Source organism: Butyricicoccus pullicaecorum DSM 23266 (genome assembly GCF_900167005.1).
In the GTDB taxonomy this organism is placed as follows: Bacteria; Bacillota; Clostridia; order Oscillospirales; family Butyricicoccaceae; genus Butyricicoccus; species Butyricicoccus pullicaecorum.
Genome location: NZ_FUXW01000006.1, coordinates 19,912 through 38,025, shown reverse-complemented (window position 1 = coordinate 38,025; position 18,114 = coordinate 19,912). Strand labels below are relative to the sequence as shown.

The 18,114-nt window shown below is 56.7% G+C and carries 16 protein-coding genes; 14 read left to right on the top strand and 2 right to left on the bottom strand.

Translation table 11 applies throughout. The features are described 5' to 3' along the window. The first annotated feature begins 2 nt into the window (after positions 1-2). The 7 genes from thrC (at position 3) to yihA (ending at position 8,902) form a co-directional block, all read left to right on the top strand. Positions 3-1,490 carry a threonine synthase gene (gene thrC, locus B5D52_RS10850; protein ID WP_016146905.1) on the top strand — a complete coding sequence of 496 codons (1,488 nt, stop codon included), beginning with the start codon at positions 3-5 and terminating at the stop codon, positions 1,488-1,490. Positions 1,491-1,499: 9 nt separating this feature from the next. Next, positions 1,500-2,201 (top strand): metallophosphoesterase, encoded by a 702-nt coding sequence (locus B5D52_RS10845; RefSeq protein ID WP_078689201.1) that lies wholly within the window; start codon positions 1,500-1,502, stop codon positions 2,199-2,201. Positions 2,202-2,273: 72 nt separating this feature from the next. Beyond that, positions 2,274-3,602, top strand: coding sequence for a trigger factor (gene tig / locus B5D52_RS10840; RefSeq protein WP_016146903.1), 1,329 nt, complete (start codon positions 2,274-2,276; stop codon positions 3,600-3,602). Positions 3,603-3,691: 89 nt separating this feature from the next. Continuing rightward, a complete protein-coding gene (gene clpP / locus B5D52_RS10835; RefSeq protein WP_016146902.1) occupies positions 3,692-4,276 on the top strand; it encodes an ATP-dependent Clp endopeptidase proteolytic subunit ClpP in 585 nt (194 codons plus the stop codon). Between the two features lie 87 nt (positions 4,277-4,363). Then, the gene (clpX, locus tag B5D52_RS10830) at positions 4,364-5,635 is read left to right on the top strand and encodes an ATP-dependent Clp protease ATP-binding subunit ClpX (RefSeq protein WP_016146901.1); all 1,272 of its coding nucleotides are present in this window, start codon (positions 4,364-4,366) and stop codon (positions 5,633-5,635) included. A 209-nt stretch (positions 5,636-5,844) separates the two neighbouring features. Then, on the top strand, positions 5,845-8,280 hold the full coding sequence (lon, locus tag B5D52_RS10825) for an endopeptidase La (protein WP_016146900.1): 2,436 nt from the start codon (positions 5,845-5,847) through the stop codon (positions 8,278-8,280). Between the two features lie 19 nt (positions 8,281-8,299). After that, complete coding sequence (gene yihA, locus B5D52_RS10820) at positions 8,300-8,902, top strand: ribosome biogenesis GTP-binding protein YihA/YsxC (RefSeq protein WP_016146899.1); 603 nt, start codon at positions 8,300-8,302, stop codon at positions 8,900-8,902. Positions 8,903-9,015: 113 nt separating this feature from the next. On the opposite strand, the gene B5D52_RS16380 is transcribed toward yihA, so the two are convergent. Beyond that, a complete protein-coding gene (locus B5D52_RS16380) occupies positions 9,016-9,462 on the bottom strand; it encodes a hypothetical protein (protein WP_147535081.1) in 447 nt (148 codons plus the stop codon). Between the two features lie 84 nt (positions 9,463-9,546). Between B5D52_RS16380 and B5D52_RS10810 the strand changes: the two genes are divergently transcribed. The 6 genes from B5D52_RS10810 (at position 9,547) to B5D52_RS10780 (ending at position 15,561) form a co-directional block, all read left to right on the top strand. Then, positions 9,547-10,701 carry a BMP family ABC transporter substrate-binding protein gene (locus B5D52_RS10810; RefSeq protein ID WP_016146898.1) on the top strand — a complete coding sequence of 385 codons (1,155 nt, stop codon included), beginning with the start codon at positions 9,547-9,549 and terminating at the stop codon, positions 10,699-10,701. Between the two features lie 111 nt (positions 10,702-10,812). Beyond that, complete coding sequence (locus tag B5D52_RS10805) at positions 10,813-12,330, top strand: ABC transporter ATP-binding protein (RefSeq protein ID WP_016146897.1); 1,518 nt, start codon at positions 10,813-10,815, stop codon at positions 12,328-12,330. Beyond that, on the top strand, positions 12,327-13,400 hold the full coding sequence (locus B5D52_RS10800; protein ID WP_016146896.1) for an ABC transporter permease: 1,074 nt from the start codon (positions 12,327-12,329) through the stop codon (positions 13,398-13,400). The genes B5D52_RS10805 and B5D52_RS10800 overlap by 4 nt, the downstream gene beginning before the upstream one ends. A 3-nt stretch (positions 13,401-13,403) precedes the next feature. Beyond that, entirely contained in the window at positions 13,404-14,360 is a 957-nt protein-coding gene (locus B5D52_RS10795; RefSeq protein WP_016146895.1) for an ABC transporter permease, read from the top strand. A 387-nt stretch (positions 14,361-14,747) separates the two neighbouring features. Then, entirely contained in the window at positions 14,748-15,140 is a 393-nt protein-coding gene (locus B5D52_RS10785) for a TFIIB-type zinc ribbon-containing protein (protein ID WP_016146894.1), read from the top strand. Between the two features lie 97 nt (positions 15,141-15,237). Then, on the top strand, positions 15,238-15,561 hold the full coding sequence (locus tag B5D52_RS10780) for an SCP2 sterol-binding domain-containing protein (protein WP_016146893.1): 324 nt from the start codon (positions 15,238-15,240) through the stop codon (positions 15,559-15,561). Positions 15,562-15,880: 319 nt separating this feature from the next. Here the strand turns inward: B5D52_RS10780 and mnmM are convergent, their stop codons facing one another. After that, the gene (mnmM, locus tag B5D52_RS10775; protein ID WP_016146892.1) at positions 15,881-16,435 is read right to left on the bottom strand and encodes a tRNA 5-(aminomethyl)-2-thiouridylate-methyltransferase MnmM; all 555 of its coding nucleotides are present in this window, start codon (positions 16,433-16,435) and stop codon (positions 15,881-15,883) included. Positions 16,436-16,563: 128 nt separating this feature from the next. Here mnmM and B5D52_RS10770 point away from each other — a divergent pair, with 128 nt between their 5' ends. Then, positions 16,564-17,760, top strand: a complete 1,197-nt coding sequence (locus B5D52_RS10770; RefSeq protein WP_016146891.1) for a pyridoxal phosphate-dependent aminotransferase — start codon at positions 16,564-16,566, stop codon at positions 17,758-17,760. Positions 17,761-18,114 lie beyond the last annotated feature (354 nt).

Below are 18,114 nucleotides of genomic sequence, written 5' to 3'. Positions count from 1 at the left end.
ATATGGACTATGTAAGCAGCAGAGACAAGAAGCTGCGCGTGAGCGCGGCACAGGCCATTGCAGCCGGTATCGCACCGGGCGGCGGACTGTTCTGCCCGACCGAGTTCCCGGCGCTGACCGCGGACGAGATGCAGGTGCTTCTGGGCAAGGACTACAAGGGACGTGCCGCGCACATTCTGGGCAAGTTCCTGACCGACTTTACCGCAGAGGAGCTCTCCGACTTTGCCGCCAAGGCATACGCCGATGAAAAGTTCGGCGGCGCGGACACCGCACCGGTCAAGAGCCTGTCGGACGGCGTGCACATGCTCGAGCTGTGGCACGGCCCGACCTGCGCGTTCAAGGATATGGCATTGCAGATGCTACCGCACCTGCTGACCGCATCGCTGCGCAAGACCGGCGAGACCCGTACCTGCTGCATTCTGGTCGCCACCTCGGGCGACACCGGCAAGGCAGCACTCGAAGGCTTTGCAAACGTTCGGGGCACCAAGATCATGGTTTACTACCCGGTAGACGGCGTTTCTCCCATGCAGAAGCTGCAGATGGTCACCCAGCAGGGTGACAACGTCGAGGTTGTCGCCATTCAGGGCAACTTTGACGACGCACAGTCTGCCGTCAAGCGCATCTTCACCGACGATGCGACCGCAAAGCGTATGGCCGATGCAGGCTGCATCTTCTCGTCTGCAAACTCGATCAACTGGGGCCGTCTGGCACCGCAGATCGTCTACTACGTCTCGGCGTACTGCGATCTCGTGAACGCTGGTGCGCTCAAGATGGGCGACAAGATGAACGTCTGCGTTCCGACCGGTAACTTCGGCAACATCCTCGCGGCTTACATCGCAAAGCAGATGGGTCTGCCGGTGGGCAAGCTGGTTTGCGCGTCCAACCAGAACAACGTCCTGACCGACTTCTTCCGTCAGGGTGGTGTCTACGACCGCAACCGCCCGTTCTATACCACCGACTCGCCCTCGATGGATATTTTGATTTCTTCCAACCTGGAGCGTTTACTGTTCTACGTTTCCGGGCAGAATGATGCACTGGTAGCGAAGATGATGGCCGAGCTCAACGAGACCGGCCGCTACGAGGTTCCGGCAGAGCTGCGCGCGCGCATCGCTGAGGACTTCGACGCAGGCTGCTGCGACGATGCCGAGACCGCGGACACCATCCGCCGTACCTTTGAGCGCGAGGGATACCTGCTCGACACCCACACCGCAGTTGCGGTCAAGGTCTACGAGGACTACCGCGCACGCACGGGCGACATGACTCCGGTTGTAATCGCATCTACCGCAAGCCCGTTCAAGTTCTGCGGCCCGGTTGCCGCTGCACTGGGCAAGACGGTCGACACCGCGAGCGTCAGCCAGCTTTCCGAGCTGTCCGCGCTGACCGGCGTTGCCGCACCCGCTCCGCTCGCGGCGCTCGCAGACAAGACCCCGCGCTTTGACCGCGTGGTCGACAAGGCCGACATCCTGTCCACGCTCGACCTGCTGCTGTAAGAGGTACCGATGGCGCTTTACACCATTGCCGACCTGCATCTTGCCTGTGCGGTCGATAAACCTATGGACATTTTTGGCGGTAAGTGGCAAAATTATATGGAGAAGATCAAGAAGCACTGGAACGCGATCATCACCCCGGAGGACACGGTCGTCATTGGCGGCGACCTGTCCTGGGGTATCAGCTTCGCGCAGTCCAAGGCCGACTTCGACTATCTGCACGCACTTCCCGGCAAAAAGATCCTGCTCAAGGGCAACCACGATCTGTGGTGGAACACGGTCAAGAAGATGACCGAGTTCTGCACGCAGAACGGCTACGATGACGTATCTTTCCTGCACAATAACTGCTATGTCTACGATGATGTCGCCATTTGCGGCACGCGCGGCTGGTTTTTCGAGGAGGATTTTCAGGAGAGCCACGACGAGAAGATCTTCCGCCGTGAGCTTCTGCGTCTGGAAACCTCGCTCAAGGCCGGTCGGGACAGCGGCGCAAAAGAGCTGTACTGCTTTCTGCACTATCCGCCCATTTACGCGAACTTCCGCTGCGGCGAGATCATCGATCTGATGAAAAAGTACGGCGTGACCCGCTGTATTTACGGTCATCTGCACTCGGACAGCCTCAGATGGGCGGTCACCGGCCCCCACGAGGGCATTGAATTTATCTTGGTATCAGGGGATTATCTGGATTTTACGCCAGTTCTGTTAAAAAAGTGAAAAATGGACTAGTAATTTCGGATATAATCTGATAAAATAGACTGGATACAATTTTAGGAGGAATAAATTGTAATGGAACTGAAAAATGTTGAAAAGCTGGAAAAGAGCATTGTTGCTCTGACCATTGAGATTTCCGCAGAAGAGCTCGAGGCCGGCAAGGAGCAGGCATTCAAGAAGAACGGCAAGAAGATCACCGTTCCGGGCTTCCGTAAGGGCAAGGCTCCGCGCAAGGTCATCGAGAGCCTGTACGGCGACGGCGTATTCTTCGAGGACGCACTCAACATCTGCTACCCCAAGGCTTACGAGGCTGCTCTGGAAGAGTCCGGCATCAAGGCTGTTGCAGCAGCTGACGTTTCGGTTTCCGAGATGACCGACGCAGGCGCAGTTGTTCTGGTCTGCAAGGTTCCGGTTGAGCCCGAAGTTACCCTGGGCGAGTACAAGGGCCTGTCCGTTGAGAAGGAAGAGGCTAAGGTTCTGGTCGCTGACGTGAAGGCTGAGCTCGAGCGCATGGCACAGCGTCTGTCCCGCACCCAGACCGTTGAGCGCGCTGCTAAGAAGAACGACACCGTTGTTATCGACTTCGAGGGCTTCGTAGACGGCGTTGCTTTCGAGGGCGGCAAGGGCGAGAACTACGACCTCAAGCTGGGCTCCGGCACCTTCATCCCGGGCTTTGAAGATCAGCTGATCGGCCTGAAGGCTGGCGAGGAGAAGGACGTTGTTGTAACCTTCCCCGAGGAGTACCATGCAAAGGAGCTGGCTGGTAAGGAAGCTACCTTCAAGTGCACCGTACACGAGGTTAAGGAGACCGTAACCCCGGCAATCGACGACGAGTTCGCAAAGGACGTATCCGAGAAGGCTGAGACTCTGGAAGACCTCAAGAAGGAAGTTAAGGAGCGTCTGCTGGCGCAGAAGGCTGAGACCTTCGAGCGCGACTACGAGGAAGCTCTGCTGACCGCTGTCATCGACGGCATGCAGGCTGAGATCCCGGACGCTATGTTCGAGGCACAGCTCGACAACGTAATGCAGGACTTCGGCTATCGCCTCCAGATGCAGGGCATGCAGCTCGAGCAGTACGCAAAGATGACCGGTTCCGACATGCAGCAGCTGCGCGCTATGTTCATGCCGCAGGCTGAGCGTCAGGTAAAGGTTCGTCTGGCTCTGCAGAAGATCGTTGAGCTCGAGAACCTGGACGTTACCGAGGACGAGATCGAGGCCAAGTACAAGGAGCTGGCTGAGCAGTACGGCATGGAAGTTGAGCAGATCAAGAAGGCTCTGCCGGCTGCATCCATCACTTCCGACATGAAGCTCGACAAGGCGATCGAACTGATCAAGGATACCGCAAAGCCCAAGAAGAAGACCAAGAAGAAGGCTGAGGACAAGACCGAGGAGACCGCTGAGTAAGCATAAAAGGGAGGAAGCCGTACATATCTTCCCAGAGAAATACCCATTCTAAGGGGTGCGTGGGGGATTATGGAAAGGAGTTTTCTTTTATGAGTTTAGTACCTATGGTCATCGAGCCGACCAATCGCGGCGGCGAACGCTCGTATGACATCTTTTCCCGCCTGTTAAATGACCGCATCATCATGCTGTCCGACGAGGTCAACGACACCACCGCGTCGCTCATCGTCGCACAGCTGCTCTACCTCGAGAGCCAGGACCCGGATAAGGACATCTCGTTCTATATCAACTCTCCCGGTGGTTCGGTCACCGCAGGCATGGCGATCTACGACACCATGAACTACATCAAGCCCGACGTCTCCACCATCTGCGTGGGTCTGGCGGCTTCGATGGGCGCGTTCCTGCTGTCGTCGGGCGCAAAGGGCAAGCGTTTTGCGCTGCCCAACTCCGAAATCATGATCCATCAGCCGCTCGGCGGTGCAAAGGGTCAGGCTTCGGATATCAAGATCCACGCTGACTGGATTCTCAAGACCCGTGACAAGCTCAACCGCATCCTCGCGGACAACACGGGCAAGCCGCTCGAGATCATCGAGCGCGACACCGACCGCGATAACTTCATGAGCGCGGAGGACGCCTTGGCCTACGGACTGATCGACAAGGTTTACGACAAGCGCTGAGTGAGCCCAAACTGCACCATCGGCGGGACATTTTCCCGCCGATGGTTTGCGCGTTTTTGACGCATGGCGCTTTCTATGAGGTGAATCATGGCAAATTTTGATGAAAACAAAACCGTGCGCTGCTCGTTCTGCGGTAAGCCGCAGAATAAGGTGCGCAAGCTGGTCGCCGGCCCGAACGTATATATCTGTGATGAGTGCATCAACGTGTGCGCAAGCATTCTCGACGATGAACTGAGCATGGATTACGGCGACGATACGCCCGACGTTCAGGACGCGCCCGAAACCCTGCCCACGCCCCGTGAGCTCAAGGAAGTCCTGGATGCTTACGTCATCGGTCAGGACGAGGCAAAGGTCGCGCTGAGCGTGGCGGTGTACAACCATTATAAGCGTATTTTCCGGGGCGGCGGAGACGATGTCGAGCTGTCCAAGAGCAATATCCTGATGCTCGGCCCGTCGGGCTCGGGCAAGACCCTGCTGGCGCAGACGCTGGCAAAAACCCTGCAGGTTCCCTTCGCCATCGCGGACGCAACCACGCTCACCGAAGCGGGTTACGTCGGTGAGGACGTCGAGAATATCCTGCTCCGACTGATCCAAGCGGCTGACTTCGACGTAGAAAAGGCCGAGCGCGGCATCATTTACGTCGACGAGATCGATAAGATCGCACGTAAGTCGGAAAACCCGTCCATCACCCGAGACGTATCGGGCGAGGGCGTACAGCAGGCACTCTTAAAAATGCTCGAGGGTACGACGGCAAACGTTCCGCCGCAGGGCGGACGCAAGCACCCGCATCAGGACTTTATCCAGATCGACACCACCAACATCCTCTTCATCTGCGGCGGCGCGTTCGATGGCATCGAGAAGATCATCGGCAACCGCATCGGCAAGAAGGGTATTGGCTTTGGCGCCGAGGTGCAGAGCAAGAAGGACGACAAGATCGACCAGATGATCGAGAAGATCGAGCCGCACGACCTGATGAAGTTCGGCCTGATCCCCGAGCTGATCGGTCGTCTGCCGGCCATCGTCGGCCTGCATTCGCTCGACGAGGACGCGCTTGTCCGCATCCTGACCGAGCCCAAGAACGCACTGGTCAAGCAGTACCAGAAGCTGTTCGCGCTGGACGGCGTCAAGCTGGTCTTTGAGCCCGACGCACTGCGCGAGGTGGCCAAGATCGCGGTCGAGCGCAACACCGGTGCACGCGGTCTGCGCGGCGTACTCGAGGGCGTGATGACCGACATCATGTTCGAGATTCCGTCCGACAACACCATCGAAAAGGTGGTTATCACCCGCGATGTCGTGCTGGGTACGGCTGGCCCTGAGGTCATCCACCGCACGGGCGGCGAGGACGGTCAGAGCGCGTAACCACGGCAAAACCGCTTAAAATTGTCAATCGAAAGGGCACGACGACCTTCGCCGTGTCCTTTTTTGTCGATTCCGCCAATGCTTTCCGCTTGAAACTACCGCCGCGGTATACTATACTATATGATAAGAACAAATCAGGGTTCAACGACGCCGCCCGTTTCCCGGCGGCATGCAATCGAATTTTTCCCCGTTTAGGAGCGTTGAGAAGTATGAACGTGAATGATACAAACAACCAGCGGATGCTCCCCGTTCTGCCCTTGCGCGGACTGACGGCGTTCCCCGATATGCTGATCCACTTCGACGTAGGCCGCGCCATGTCCATCAAGGCGCTCGAGGCCGCGATGAAGGACGGACAGTGGATCTTCCTGACCGCGCAGAAGGATCTCAAGACCGACCGTCCGACCGCAGACGATCTGTACGAGGTCGGCACCATCTGCATCATCAAGCAGATTCTGCGTTTGCCGGGTGATAATATCCGCGTGCTGGTCGAGGGCAAGGATCGCGCCCGCGCTTTGCACTATCAGAAGAGTGAGGACGGCGGCGAATGCCTCAAGGCACAGGTCGAGGTGCTCTACGACATCCTGCCGCTCGGCGGCGAGCGCCGTGAGCAGGCACTCGTGCGCACCGTGCAGAACCGCTTTGAGGAGTACGCTGCACTTGCACCCCGTCTGTCGTCCGACGTGGCACTGACCGTCGCCGCAGGCGGCAATGCCGGCTATCTGGCCGACTACATCGCACAGAATATCCCGATTGATTTCAGCGTCAAGCAGGAAGTGCTCGAAGAGCTCAACGTCAACCGTCGTTTGACCTTCCTCATCCGTCTGCTGACCGAGGAGACCGAGATTCTGCGCATCGAGGGCGACATTCAGGAGCAGATCAAGGCCGCAATCGACAAAAACCAGAAGGACTACTACTTGCGCGAGCAGATCAAGGTCATCCAGTCCGAGCTGGGTGAGCAGGACGTGTCTGCCGAGGCAGAGGAGTATCGCGAGAAGATCGAAAAGCTCAGTCTGCCCGAGGAGAGCGCGAGCAAGCTGCGCAAGGAAACCGAACGGCTGGCCAAGATGAGCGGCTCGTCGGCTGAGGCCGGTGTCATCCGCACCTACCTCGACACCGTGCTCGAGCTGCCTTGGAAGACATCCACCCGCCCGCGTCACGATCTGGAACGCGCACAGAAGATTCTCGACCGCGACCATTACGGTCTGGAGAAGGTCAAGGAGCGCATTCTGGAGTTCATGGCGGTCAAGACCCTGGCGCCCGATCTCAAGGGTCAGGTGCTCTGTCTGGTCGGCCCTCCGGGCGTCGGTAAGACCTCCATTGCACGCTCGATCGCAGAGGCCATGAACCGCAAGTATACCCGCATGTCGTTGGGCGGCGTGCGCGATGAGGCCGATATCCGCGGCCACAGAAAGACGTACATCGGCGCGATGCCCGGACGCATTATCGCTGCCCTGCGTCAGGCAGGCAGCCGTAACCCGCTCATCCTGCTCGACGAGATCGACAAGATGGGCAACGACTTCCGCGGTGACCCGGCATCTGCGATGCTCGAGGTGCTGGACACCGAGCAGAATAACGCCTTCCGCGATCATTACATCGAAATTCCCTTTGACCTGTCCGACGTGCTGTTTGTCACGACGGCAAACGACCTGTCCACCGTGCCGCGCCCGCTGCTCGACCGTATGGAGGTCATCGAGCTGTCGTCCTACACGGCAGAGGAGAAGCTGCACATCGCACACGACCATCTGCTGCCCAAGCAGATCAAAAAGCACGGTCTCAAGGGTACCCAGCTGATCGTACCCGAGGAAACCCTGTCGGCTGTTATTTCGGGTTATACCCGCGAGGCAGGCGTGCGCCGTCTCGAGCAGGTCATCGCCAAGCTGTGCCGCAAGGCGGCCAAGAAGATCGCAGACGGCTCGGCAAAGCGCGTCACCATCCATCCGGCTGACCTGGAAGCCTATCTGGGCGCACCCAAGTTTAAGGAGGATAACGTGTCCAAGGAGGACGAGGTCGGCATCGTCAACGGTCTGGCGTGGACGAGCGTGGGCGGTGAGATGCTGCAAGTCGAGGTCGCTGCCGTACCCGGTACGGGCAAGATCGAGATTACCGGCAACCTCGGCAAGGTCATGGAGGAGAGCGCAAAGGCTGCGGTCACCTTCGTCCGCTCGCGTGCTGAGATGCTGCGCATCGACCCCAATTTCTATAAGAACACCGACATCCATATCCATTTCCCCGAGGCTGCCATCCCCAAGGACGGCCCGTCTGCCGGTATCACCATGGCAACGGCCATCATCTCGGCGCTGACCGGCGCACCGGTGCGCCACGAGGTCGCAATGACGGGCGAGGTCACCCTGCGCGGTCGTGTCATGCCCATCGGCGGTCTGCGCGAAAAAACCATGGCCGCTTACCGTGCCGGTATTCGCACCATCATCATCCCCAAGGACAATCAGGTCGACCTCGAGGAGGTCGAGCAGGTGGTCAAGGATCACGTGCAGTTCGTGATCGCCGCCCACATGGATACGGTCATGGAAACCGCTATCGATTTCTCCCGCCGTCCGGCAGTCACCACCCGCCGCGACGAGACTACACAGGAAACCCAAATGCCGCTGTCTGCACCCGGTTCCACCCGAACCACCCTGCGGCAGTAAGAGACAGAGAGGGGACACTATGCTCAATCTGCACAATGCTGAGTTTATTCGCTCGGCGGTCAAAACCGCTGACTTTCCCGCCGACGGCCTGCCCCAGATCGTTTTCGCCGGTAAGTCCAACGTCGGTAAATCGTCGACCATTAACAAGATTCTGAACCGCCGCAACTTCGCTCGCGTCGGCGGTCAGCCCGGTAAGACCATTCACATTAACTTTTTCTCCATCGATAAACAGGCCTATTTTGTCGATTTGCCCGGTTATGGTTACGCAAAGGTATCCAAGACCGAGCGCGACCGCTGGGCTGGTCTGCTCGAGACCTATTTCACTTCCGGCCTCATCACCCTCGGCCTGCAAATTGTGGATATTCGCCATAAACCCACCGCGGACGATAAAACCATGGCCGATTGCTTCTTAGGCACCGGTCAGCCCTTCGCCGTTATTGCGAATAAGTGGGATAAGATCAAGAAGAGCGAACTCGAGGGTAATGTCGCACGCATCCGCGAGACCTTGCTGCTGCCCGAGGAAGTCCCGGTCATCCCGTTCTCGGCAGAGAAGGGAACCGGTCGCGATGAAATTTTGGCACTCATCGAAGAACATATCGCCGCATTCACCCCCGAAGCCTAATAAAGCTTTCGCCAGCCTTTCTCGAAAGGCTGCGGGTTCTCAGGGCAGCGCCCTGAGCCGCATCCCGCAGGATGCGGAATTCCCCGATTGATTCCCGGTGTCCGTCCCGGGAATCAACCAAAAAATGAACCCAATCGCTCGCCGCAGCGAGCGAAATCCCCGGCGCACAAAGTGCGCTCATAAGACCCAACCTGCCGGATTGGGTCTTTTTTCTTTGCCTCGGCACCTGCACACTTCCTCCGCAACCACACCCAGCATACATTTCGAGACACCTCGCAAACCTGTTTCCACGCTTCTCGTATTGCCTCAAACCCGCCTGTCGCAAAACGTAAAAAAATCATCATAAATTTTGTATAAAATGTAAAATTTTTATGTCGCCTAATAGACCAAAAACCCTGAAAATTTGAGATAAAAAGAACGAAATTTGCAACTTTTTTGATTTGGTCAAATGGTAAAAACGAAGAAAATCGCAAAAAACCTTGACAAAATCCCTCTTTTTCATTATACTTACTTTCGTAAGGAAGATATGGTCGCCCGACCCGGTCGCCCCACCAGAGCAAAGCCTGTGTTTTGCTCTATTTTTATGGCGCTGCCGCGTCGTACGCACCAGTCTCACAACCGAATATTAGGAGGATACAAAGAGCATGAAGAGATTTCTGAGTGCAGTACTCGCAGGCGTTATGGCTCTGTCGCTCATGGCAGGCTGCTCGTCCGGCGGGGAGGAAACCACCACCACCGAGTCCGGCAACGACACCACCGCTGAATCCACCGGCCTGTTCCCGGCAGTTGCCAAGGAAGACCTCAAGGTCGGCGTCGTTCACATCACCGACCCTGCTGAGGGTACTGGCTACACTTACACCCATGATCTCGGCATCCAGGGCATGCAGAAGAACCTCGGCCTGGACGACAGCCAGATCATCCGCAAGAACAACGTCGACGACACCGACGCAACCGCTATCCGCACCGCACTCGAGGAGTGTGTTGAGGAAGGCTGCCAGATCGTCTTCGCAACCTCTTGGGGCTACATGGACTATGTTGAAGAGATCGCTGAGGAGTACCCGGACGTTCTGTTCGCACACGGCACCGGCTACAAGTCCAACGGCAAGAACTTCATCAACTACTTCGGTAAGATCAACCAGGCTCGTTACCTGTCCGGTATCGCTGCTGGTATGAAGACCACTTCCAATAAGATCGGTTACGTTGCCGCTCAGAACAACGAGAACGGCGAGGTTACCTCTGGTATCGACGCATTCGCTATGGGCGTTGAGTCTGTAAATCCCGACGCTAAGGTTTACGTCAAGGTTACCGGTTCCTGGTTCGATCCTGAAGGCGAGGGCCAGGCTGCTAAGTCCCTGATCGACATGGGCTGCGACGTGATCGCACAGCACTGCGATACCGCAAACCCGGCAACCGAGGCTGAGAAGGCTGGCGTATTCGCAGTTGGCTACAACTCCGACATGGCGCAGAAGGCTCCGGGCGCAACCCTGACCTCTGTTATGTGGGATTGGTCGGTATTCTACACCGAGGCTGTTCAGAAGGTTATCGACGGCACTTGGGACGGCCAGAACTACTTCGGTTCCATGCAGGACGGTCTGGTAACGCTGGCTCCGTGCTCTGACCTGTGCGCTGAGGGCACCGCAGAGAAGATCAAGGAAGTTCAGGACAAGATCATCTCCGGCGAGTGGGATATCTTCGACGGCACTACCGAGTACGAGGACAACCAGGGTCAGACCCACACCCTCAAGGCTGAGGATTACGGCACCTGCAACTGGTACTACAAGAACGTAGAAGTCGCTTAAAGCCAAACGGCTGGACGGCGAAAATCGAATATTTGCCTTAGGCGTAGAGGGGCGGTCAAACATTACTTTGGCCGCCCTTTTTGCCAGGAAAACAGACAGAAAGGGGAAGCTATGGCAAACAACGGATATGCCATCGAATGCCGCGGTATCACAAAAACCTTCGGCACGGTGGTCGCAAACGACGGGGTAGACCTGACCGTTCGCTACGGCGAGGTGCTCGCACTTCTGGGCGAGAACGGTTCGGGCAAGACGACTCTCATGAATATGCTCTCGGGTATTTATCACCCGGATGCCGGTACAATCAAAATCGCAGGGCAGGAGGTATCTATTTCCTCACCCGAGGACGCAATGGCGCTTGGCATCGGCATGATCCACCAGCACTTCAAGCTGGTCGATGTGTTCACCGCTGCGGAAAATATCGCGGTCGGTACCCCGGGCAAGCGCCTGTCCGCACGCGTGATGCGTGAAAAAGTCTGCCAGATCAGCCGCTCGATCGGTCTGGACATCGATCCCGACCGCCGCGCCTTTGAAATGTCGGTCTCGGAGAAGCAGACCGTCGAAATCCTCAAGGTGCTCTATCGCGGCCAGCGCATCCTGATTCTGGACGAGCCCACCGCCGTCCTGACCCCGCAGGAGACCGAGCGCCTGTTTGACATCCTGCGCTCCATGCGTGAGCAGGGCTGCGCAATCATCATCATTACCCATAAGCTGAACGAAGTTATGGCCATCTCCGACCGCGTCACTATCCTGCGTAAGGGTAAGTACATCGACACGGTCAACACGTCGGAGACCAACGAGAAGCAGCTCACCGAGCTCATGGTCGGCCGTCCGGTTTCGCTCGAGATCGAGCGCCCCGACCCGGTCGATCCCCAGTCCATCCTCAAGATCGTCGATCTGACCGTGCGCAAGCCCGACGGCACCATCGCCATCAACGACGCAAGCTTTGAGGTGCGCACCGGTGAGATTCTGGGTGTCGCCGGTATCGCAGGTTCCGGTCAGAAGGAGCTGTGCGAGACCATCGCCGGTCTGTGCCCGGCAGAGAAGGGCGCCATCCTGTACAAGAAGGAAAACCTCATCGGCAAGTCGCCCCGTGAGATCATCCGTCTGGGCGTTCACCTGGGCTTCGTCCCCGAGGATCGTCTGGGCATGGGTCTGGTTGCGTCCATGGGCATGGTCGGCAACATGATGCTCAAGACCTACGATGCAAACCCCGGCCCCTTCGTCGACCCGGCACCGGCACGCGCACGCGCAGAGGAGCTGGTCGAGCGCCTGGAAATCGTCACCCCGTCGGTCGATACACCGGTACGTATGATGTCGGGCGGTAACGTACAGAAGGTTCTGCTCGGCCGTGAGATCGAGTCTAACCCGCAGGTACTCATCACCGCGTATCCGGTACGCGGTCTGGACATTAACTCGTCCTACACGGTCTACGACCTGCTCAACGAGCAGAAGCGCAAGGGCGTTGCTGTCGTCTTCATCGGTGAGGACCTCGACGTGCTGATGGCACTGTCCGACCGCATCATGGTCATGTGCCACGGCGCAGTCACCGGCATCGTGGACGGCCGCACGGCAACCAAGGACGATATTGCGCGCCTGATGGTCGGCGCAGGAGAGGAGGTACAGGCATGATCCGTATTGTCAAGACCAAAGAGAAATCCAAAAAGCAGCAGATGCTTCTGCGTCTGGCCGCTTTTGTGCTGGCACTGTGTGCGGGCGGCCTGTTCCTGCTCGTGCTGGGCAACAATCCCTTTGCCATTTACGGCACCATCCTGTCCGGTGCGTTTCGCTCGGAAATGGCCATTCAGGCAACCATTAAAATCATGATTCCGCTGCTGATCGCCTCGCTCGGCGTCATGCTGGCCTTCAAGATGAAGTTCTGGAACATCGGCGGCGAGGGTCAGCTCATCATGGGCGGCGTGTTTGCCTCCTATTTCGCCCTCTTCCACGCAGACTGGCCGGGCTTCATCCTGTTCCCGGTCATGTTCATCGCCGGTATCATCGGCGGTGGTATCTGGGCACTGATTCCGGCCTTCTTCAAGGTCAAATTCGGCACCAACGAGACGCTGTTCACGCTGATGCTCAACTACATCGCACTCTATCTGGTCAGCTGGCTGCAGGAAGACCCCTGGCGCGACCCGGCGGCCAACGGTTTCCCCAAGATTGCAAGCTTTGACAAGAGCGCGGTTCTGCCCAAGCTGTTCGGCGTACAGATCGGCTGGGTCATCGCACTCATTCTGGTCGCTGTCCTCTTCGTCTACCTGCGCTACACCAAGCAGGGCTATGAGATTTCGGTCGTCGGTGAGAGCCGCGCAACCGCGACTTATGCCGGTATGAACGTACAGAAGATCATCCTGCGCACCATGTTCCTGTCCGGTGCAGTTGCTGGTATCGCGGGCATGGTACAGGTTACCGGTTCCGACCGCACGCTGACCACCGGCGTTGCAGGCGGTGTCGGCTTTACCGCGATCATCGTCGCATGGCTGGCGCAGCTCAACCCGGTGTCCAGCCTGATTATCGCGTTCCTGTTCTCGGTTCTGGAGAAGGGCTCCTCGGTCGTACAGTCCCAGTTCGGCCTGTCCACCGACTGCGCAGACGTACTGCAGGGCATCATCCTGTTCTTCGTTCTGGGCTGCGAGTTCTTCATCCGCTATAAGTTCGTCCGCGACAAAAAACAGTCCGCAGCAGAAGGAGGCAAATAAGCGATGGAAATGTTCCTGAAATTTTTAGTCGCAGCAGTCGCCGCAAGTATTCCGCTGCTGTTTGGTACGGTCGGTGAGATCCTGTGCGAGAAGGTCGGTCACCTGAACCTCGGCGTTGAGGGCTTGATGTCCATTGGCGCGTGCGCGGGCTTCATGGTCGGTATGCAGACCGACTCCTTCGTCCTGGCACTCATTGCAGCCTTTGTCGCCGGTGTGCTCGCTGCGCTCATTTACGCGATCCTGACCGTCACCTTCCTGGCCGATCAGAACGTATCCGGTCTGACCCTCACTATCTTCGGCATCGGTCTGGCAAACTTCATCGGTATCTACATGCTCGGTGCCTCGGAGAACGGCACGCTCAAGCTGCCCGAGGGCATCACCGCGCAGATGAACAACATCCACATTCCCGGCCTGAGCGACATCCCGGTCGTAGGTCAGCTCATCTTCTCGTACAGCCCCTTTGTCTATCTGGGCGTTGTCATCGCCATTCTGGCTGGCCTGTTCCTCAAAAAGACCAAGCTCGGCCTGAACGTACAGGCGATCGGTCATAACCCCGCAGCGGCTGACGCGGCCGGCATCAACGTCACCCGTTGGAAGTATGTCATGATCCTGCTCGGCGGCGGTATCTGCGGCATCGGCGGCGCGTACTGTGCCATGATCATCAACAGCGGTGTCTGGATCTCCAATAACGTTGGCGGTCTGGGCTGGATTGCCGTTGCACTGGTTATCTTTGCAAAGTGGAATCCTTGGCTGTCCATTCTGGGCTCGTTCGTATTCGGCGCACTGCGCGTCCTCAAGTATTACATGCCCCAGTCGGTCGTCAACCTGCCTACCGCGTTCTATGACATGCTGCCGTTCCTGATTACCGCAATCATTCTGGTCATCAGTTCTATTCGTAAGAAGCGTGACCTGAATATCCCGGGTTCGCTGGGCGTCAATTACTTCCGCGAGGAACGCTGATTCCCGCCCGCAGGCGAAATAAAGCTTTCGCTCAAGCCTTTCTCGAAAGGCTTGCGGGTTCTCAGGGCAGCGCCCTGAGTCGGACTCCGCAGAGTCCGAAACCCCCTTTTTGAAACCCGGAACCCATTCCGGGTTTCAACCCCAAAAACCCCAAAACGCGCTCCGCAGAGCGCGTCATCCCCCTTAAACCACAAACACACTGGAAAAACCGTCCCAATCTGGGACGGTTTTTCCACTTTTCCCGCCATTTCACAGCCTTTTCGCAAAAAACTGCAAACACCATATTACTAAAATTTAACCAGTTTGTGAACTTTTCTCGACACACATTGAACCCCTCGCACTCTTCGCGTATAATAATAGTAATCTAAAGTTAAGGTGGCTTTTACTATGTTCGATTTTTTGCGTCGCCTGATGTATGGCCGTTATGGAAGCGATGCGCTCAATCAGTTCCTGATGGTCATTGCCCTGGTGCTGCTCATCCCTTGGTTCTTTACCCACTGGGCAATTTTCTCCATCCTCATTCTTGCTCTTATTATTCTCATCTACTGCCGCATGTTCTCGCGCAATATCTATAAGCGGTCGGCAGAAAACCAGAAGTTTCTCGCTTGGTTTGCGCCCATCCAGCGCAAATTAGCCGGTCGGAAGATGCAGATGCAGGACAAGGCGCATCGATATTACAAGTGCCCGTCCTGTGGCCGCACCCTTCGCGTACCGCGCGGCAGAGGTCGTATTGAGATCACCTGTCCGCACTGTAAACGCAAGTTTACTAAGAAAACATAAGTTTTGCGACATAAAACTCTTGCTCTTTTTGGGATTTTGCGCGATAATGGAATAAGATACAAAAAACGCGACAAGATTCAAGGAGAGAGGGAGAACCATGACACTCGAACAACTGACTGCAAAGACGTACAAGAAGCTCAAAGATCAGGATTTCGGCGGCGGAGAAGGCCGTCAGCTGGCGATTCAGGTCGACCTGACCGGCAAGATCGGCGGCGTGTTTTATATCGAAGTAAAGGATGGCTGCGTTTCGGTGATGCCGTATGAGTATCTGGACAGAGACGCGATTCTGGCTGTGACGATGACGAATTTTGATCGTATGCTGACCGGCAAGCTGGACGTTAAGCAGGCGTATGTGGACGGCAAGCTCAAGATTGAGGGCGATGTCGAGAAGGTAATGGAGCTTGCGCGGCATTTTGGCTGATGGACAAGCACAGGTCAATAAGAAAAGCACGCTTTCGGGCGTGCTTTTTTGTTGGGTAGGGATAAAGAAAAGGGGAAACCAATCCGTAAGGCTGTGGCCGACTTGTTCGGCCAAGTCATGAACGGAGGACGGAAGGTTTCGCGCTCTGCGGAGCGCGATTTATTATTTGGTTTAGGTTGAAACCCGGGTCGGACACCGGGTTTCAAGAGGGGAGTTTCGCCCGTTGCGACGGGCGACTTGAGGCTCTGCCTCAAGACTCCGCAAGCCTTTCGAGAAAGGCTTGAGCGAAAGCTTCATTTCGCCTGCGGGCGGGAAAGTGTTAGGCGCGCCAGAGGAACACAGGAATCGGGGGATCATTTTTCCGATTCGCCCAATCACAGGTCAGCACCGAATATTTGCGGTCATCAATGGTGCGGAAATATTCCAGCAATGCGTCGCGCTCTTCGTAACCATTCGCGCCGCCGTAGTAGAGTGACAGACTCATCACACCACCGGGTTTAAGCAAGCTAAGGCCGGTTTCCACTGCCTGAATGGAGGCGTCAGGGGTGGTGAAGATGTTCGGGTCACCGCCGGGCAGGCGGCCAAAATTGAACACGATACAGTCAATGCTCTCAGGCAGGACATACTGCGCCATATTGACATGCGAGTCCAGAATGACCTCAGCCGACAGACCGCGGGACGCGAGCAGGGCATTGGTCTGATCGATGGCGCTTTGCTGGATGTCGAACGCCCAGACCCGACCGGAAGCTCCGGCGAGTTCACATAATAAAGCGGTATCGCGTCCGCGTCCGGCGGTGGCATCGATGCAGTGCGCACCAGGCTGAACGTGACGGCGGATGAAGTCGTGAGCGAGGGATAGGGTGTTAAGGCCCATATTGCCAAACCTCCTTGTGTTTGCTGAGTCTATTGTATCAGAAGGAATGCGAAGACGCAAATTGACTCTTTCTTTCACGCTGTGCTATAATAAAGTCACATGGACATTTGAGGGAGGTCATGATAGATATGCTCAATGAATCGGTAGTTGCGCTTGGCAAGAAGCGTTCGACCATCCGCGAGCTGTTTGAGTTTGGCAATCAGCGTGCCGCGGTGGTCGGTCGAGAGAATATTTTGGATTTTTCGCTGGGTAATCCCAACGTACCGGCACCGGAGGCGGTCAAACAGGCGATTTTGGAGACGCTGGACACCGAAGACCCGGCGGTCACGCATGGTTATACGTCGGCGCAGGGCGCGGACTTCGTGCGTGAGACCATCGCACAGGACTTGAACCGTCGATTTGGCACACAGTACGGCGGACGTAATCTGTATATGACGGTCGGCGCAGCGGCAGCACTGTCCATTTGCTTCAAGGCGCTGACCGCATCCCCGGACGATGAATTTCTGGTACTCGCACCCTATTTCCCCGAGTATCTGGTCTTTATCGGAGAGGGCGCAGGCGCAAAGCCGGTCATTGTCCCGGCACGCAATGAGGACTTCCAGATCGACTTCGACGCACTCGACCAGCGCATCAACGAACACACCAAGGCCGTGGTCGTCAATTCACCCAATAACCCGTCCGGCGCGGTCTACTCCGAGGACACCGTGCGCCGTCTGGCTGAACTGCTCACCCAGCGTTCGCAGCAGTACGGTCATCCGATCTATTTGATTTCTGATGAACCGTATCGCGAACTGGTGTATGATGCCGATACCGTCGTGCCCTTCCTGCCGAAGTATTACGACAATACGCTGGTCTGCTATTCTTATTCCAAGTCGCTGTCCCTGCCCGGTGAGCGCATCGGCTATGTGCTAGTGCCCGACAGCGTGCAGGACTTTGCGGACATGTACGCAGCCGTATGCGGCGCAGGACGTGTCTTGGGCTACGTCAATGCACCCAGCCTGTTCCAGCGCGTCGCGGCCAAGTGCACCGGCCTCACGTCCGATTTGTCGGTTTACAAAAAGAACCGTGATTTGCTGTATGAGGCATTGACTTCCTATGGCTATCAGTGCGTCAAGCCGCGTGGCGCGTTCTATATTTTCCCGCAGACCTTGGGTATCGATGATTATAAGTTCTGCGAGATGGCGAAGAAGTATGATCTGCTGGTCGTACCGGGTACTGATTTCGGCGCACCGGGTTATATGCGCATTTCGTATTGTGTCAAGACCGAGACTGTCGAACGTGCCCTGCCGATCTTTGAGAAGCTCGCAAAGGAAGTTCTCGGCTAAGAAAAGCACCGCACCCCTAATTGAAGTTTGGATCAAACCTTTTCAAAGGTTTGCAGGTTCTCAGGGCAGCGCCCTGAGTCGCACTCCGCAGAGTGCGAAATCCCCTTTTTGATTCCGGTCTTTGACCGGAATCAACCAAAACAAAAACAAAAGCGCGACCCGCAGGTCGCGCAATGCTCCGCGCACAAAGTGCGCTCATAAAAAGACCGTCCGAAGGGACGGTCTTTTTGTTGTGTATAGATAGATTGAAACCCGGGCCGGACACCGGGTTTCAAGAGGGGAGTTTCGAGCCTGCGGGCTCGACCAGGTTTCACCTGGACGGACTCAAGGGACGCGTCCCTTGAGAATCCCATT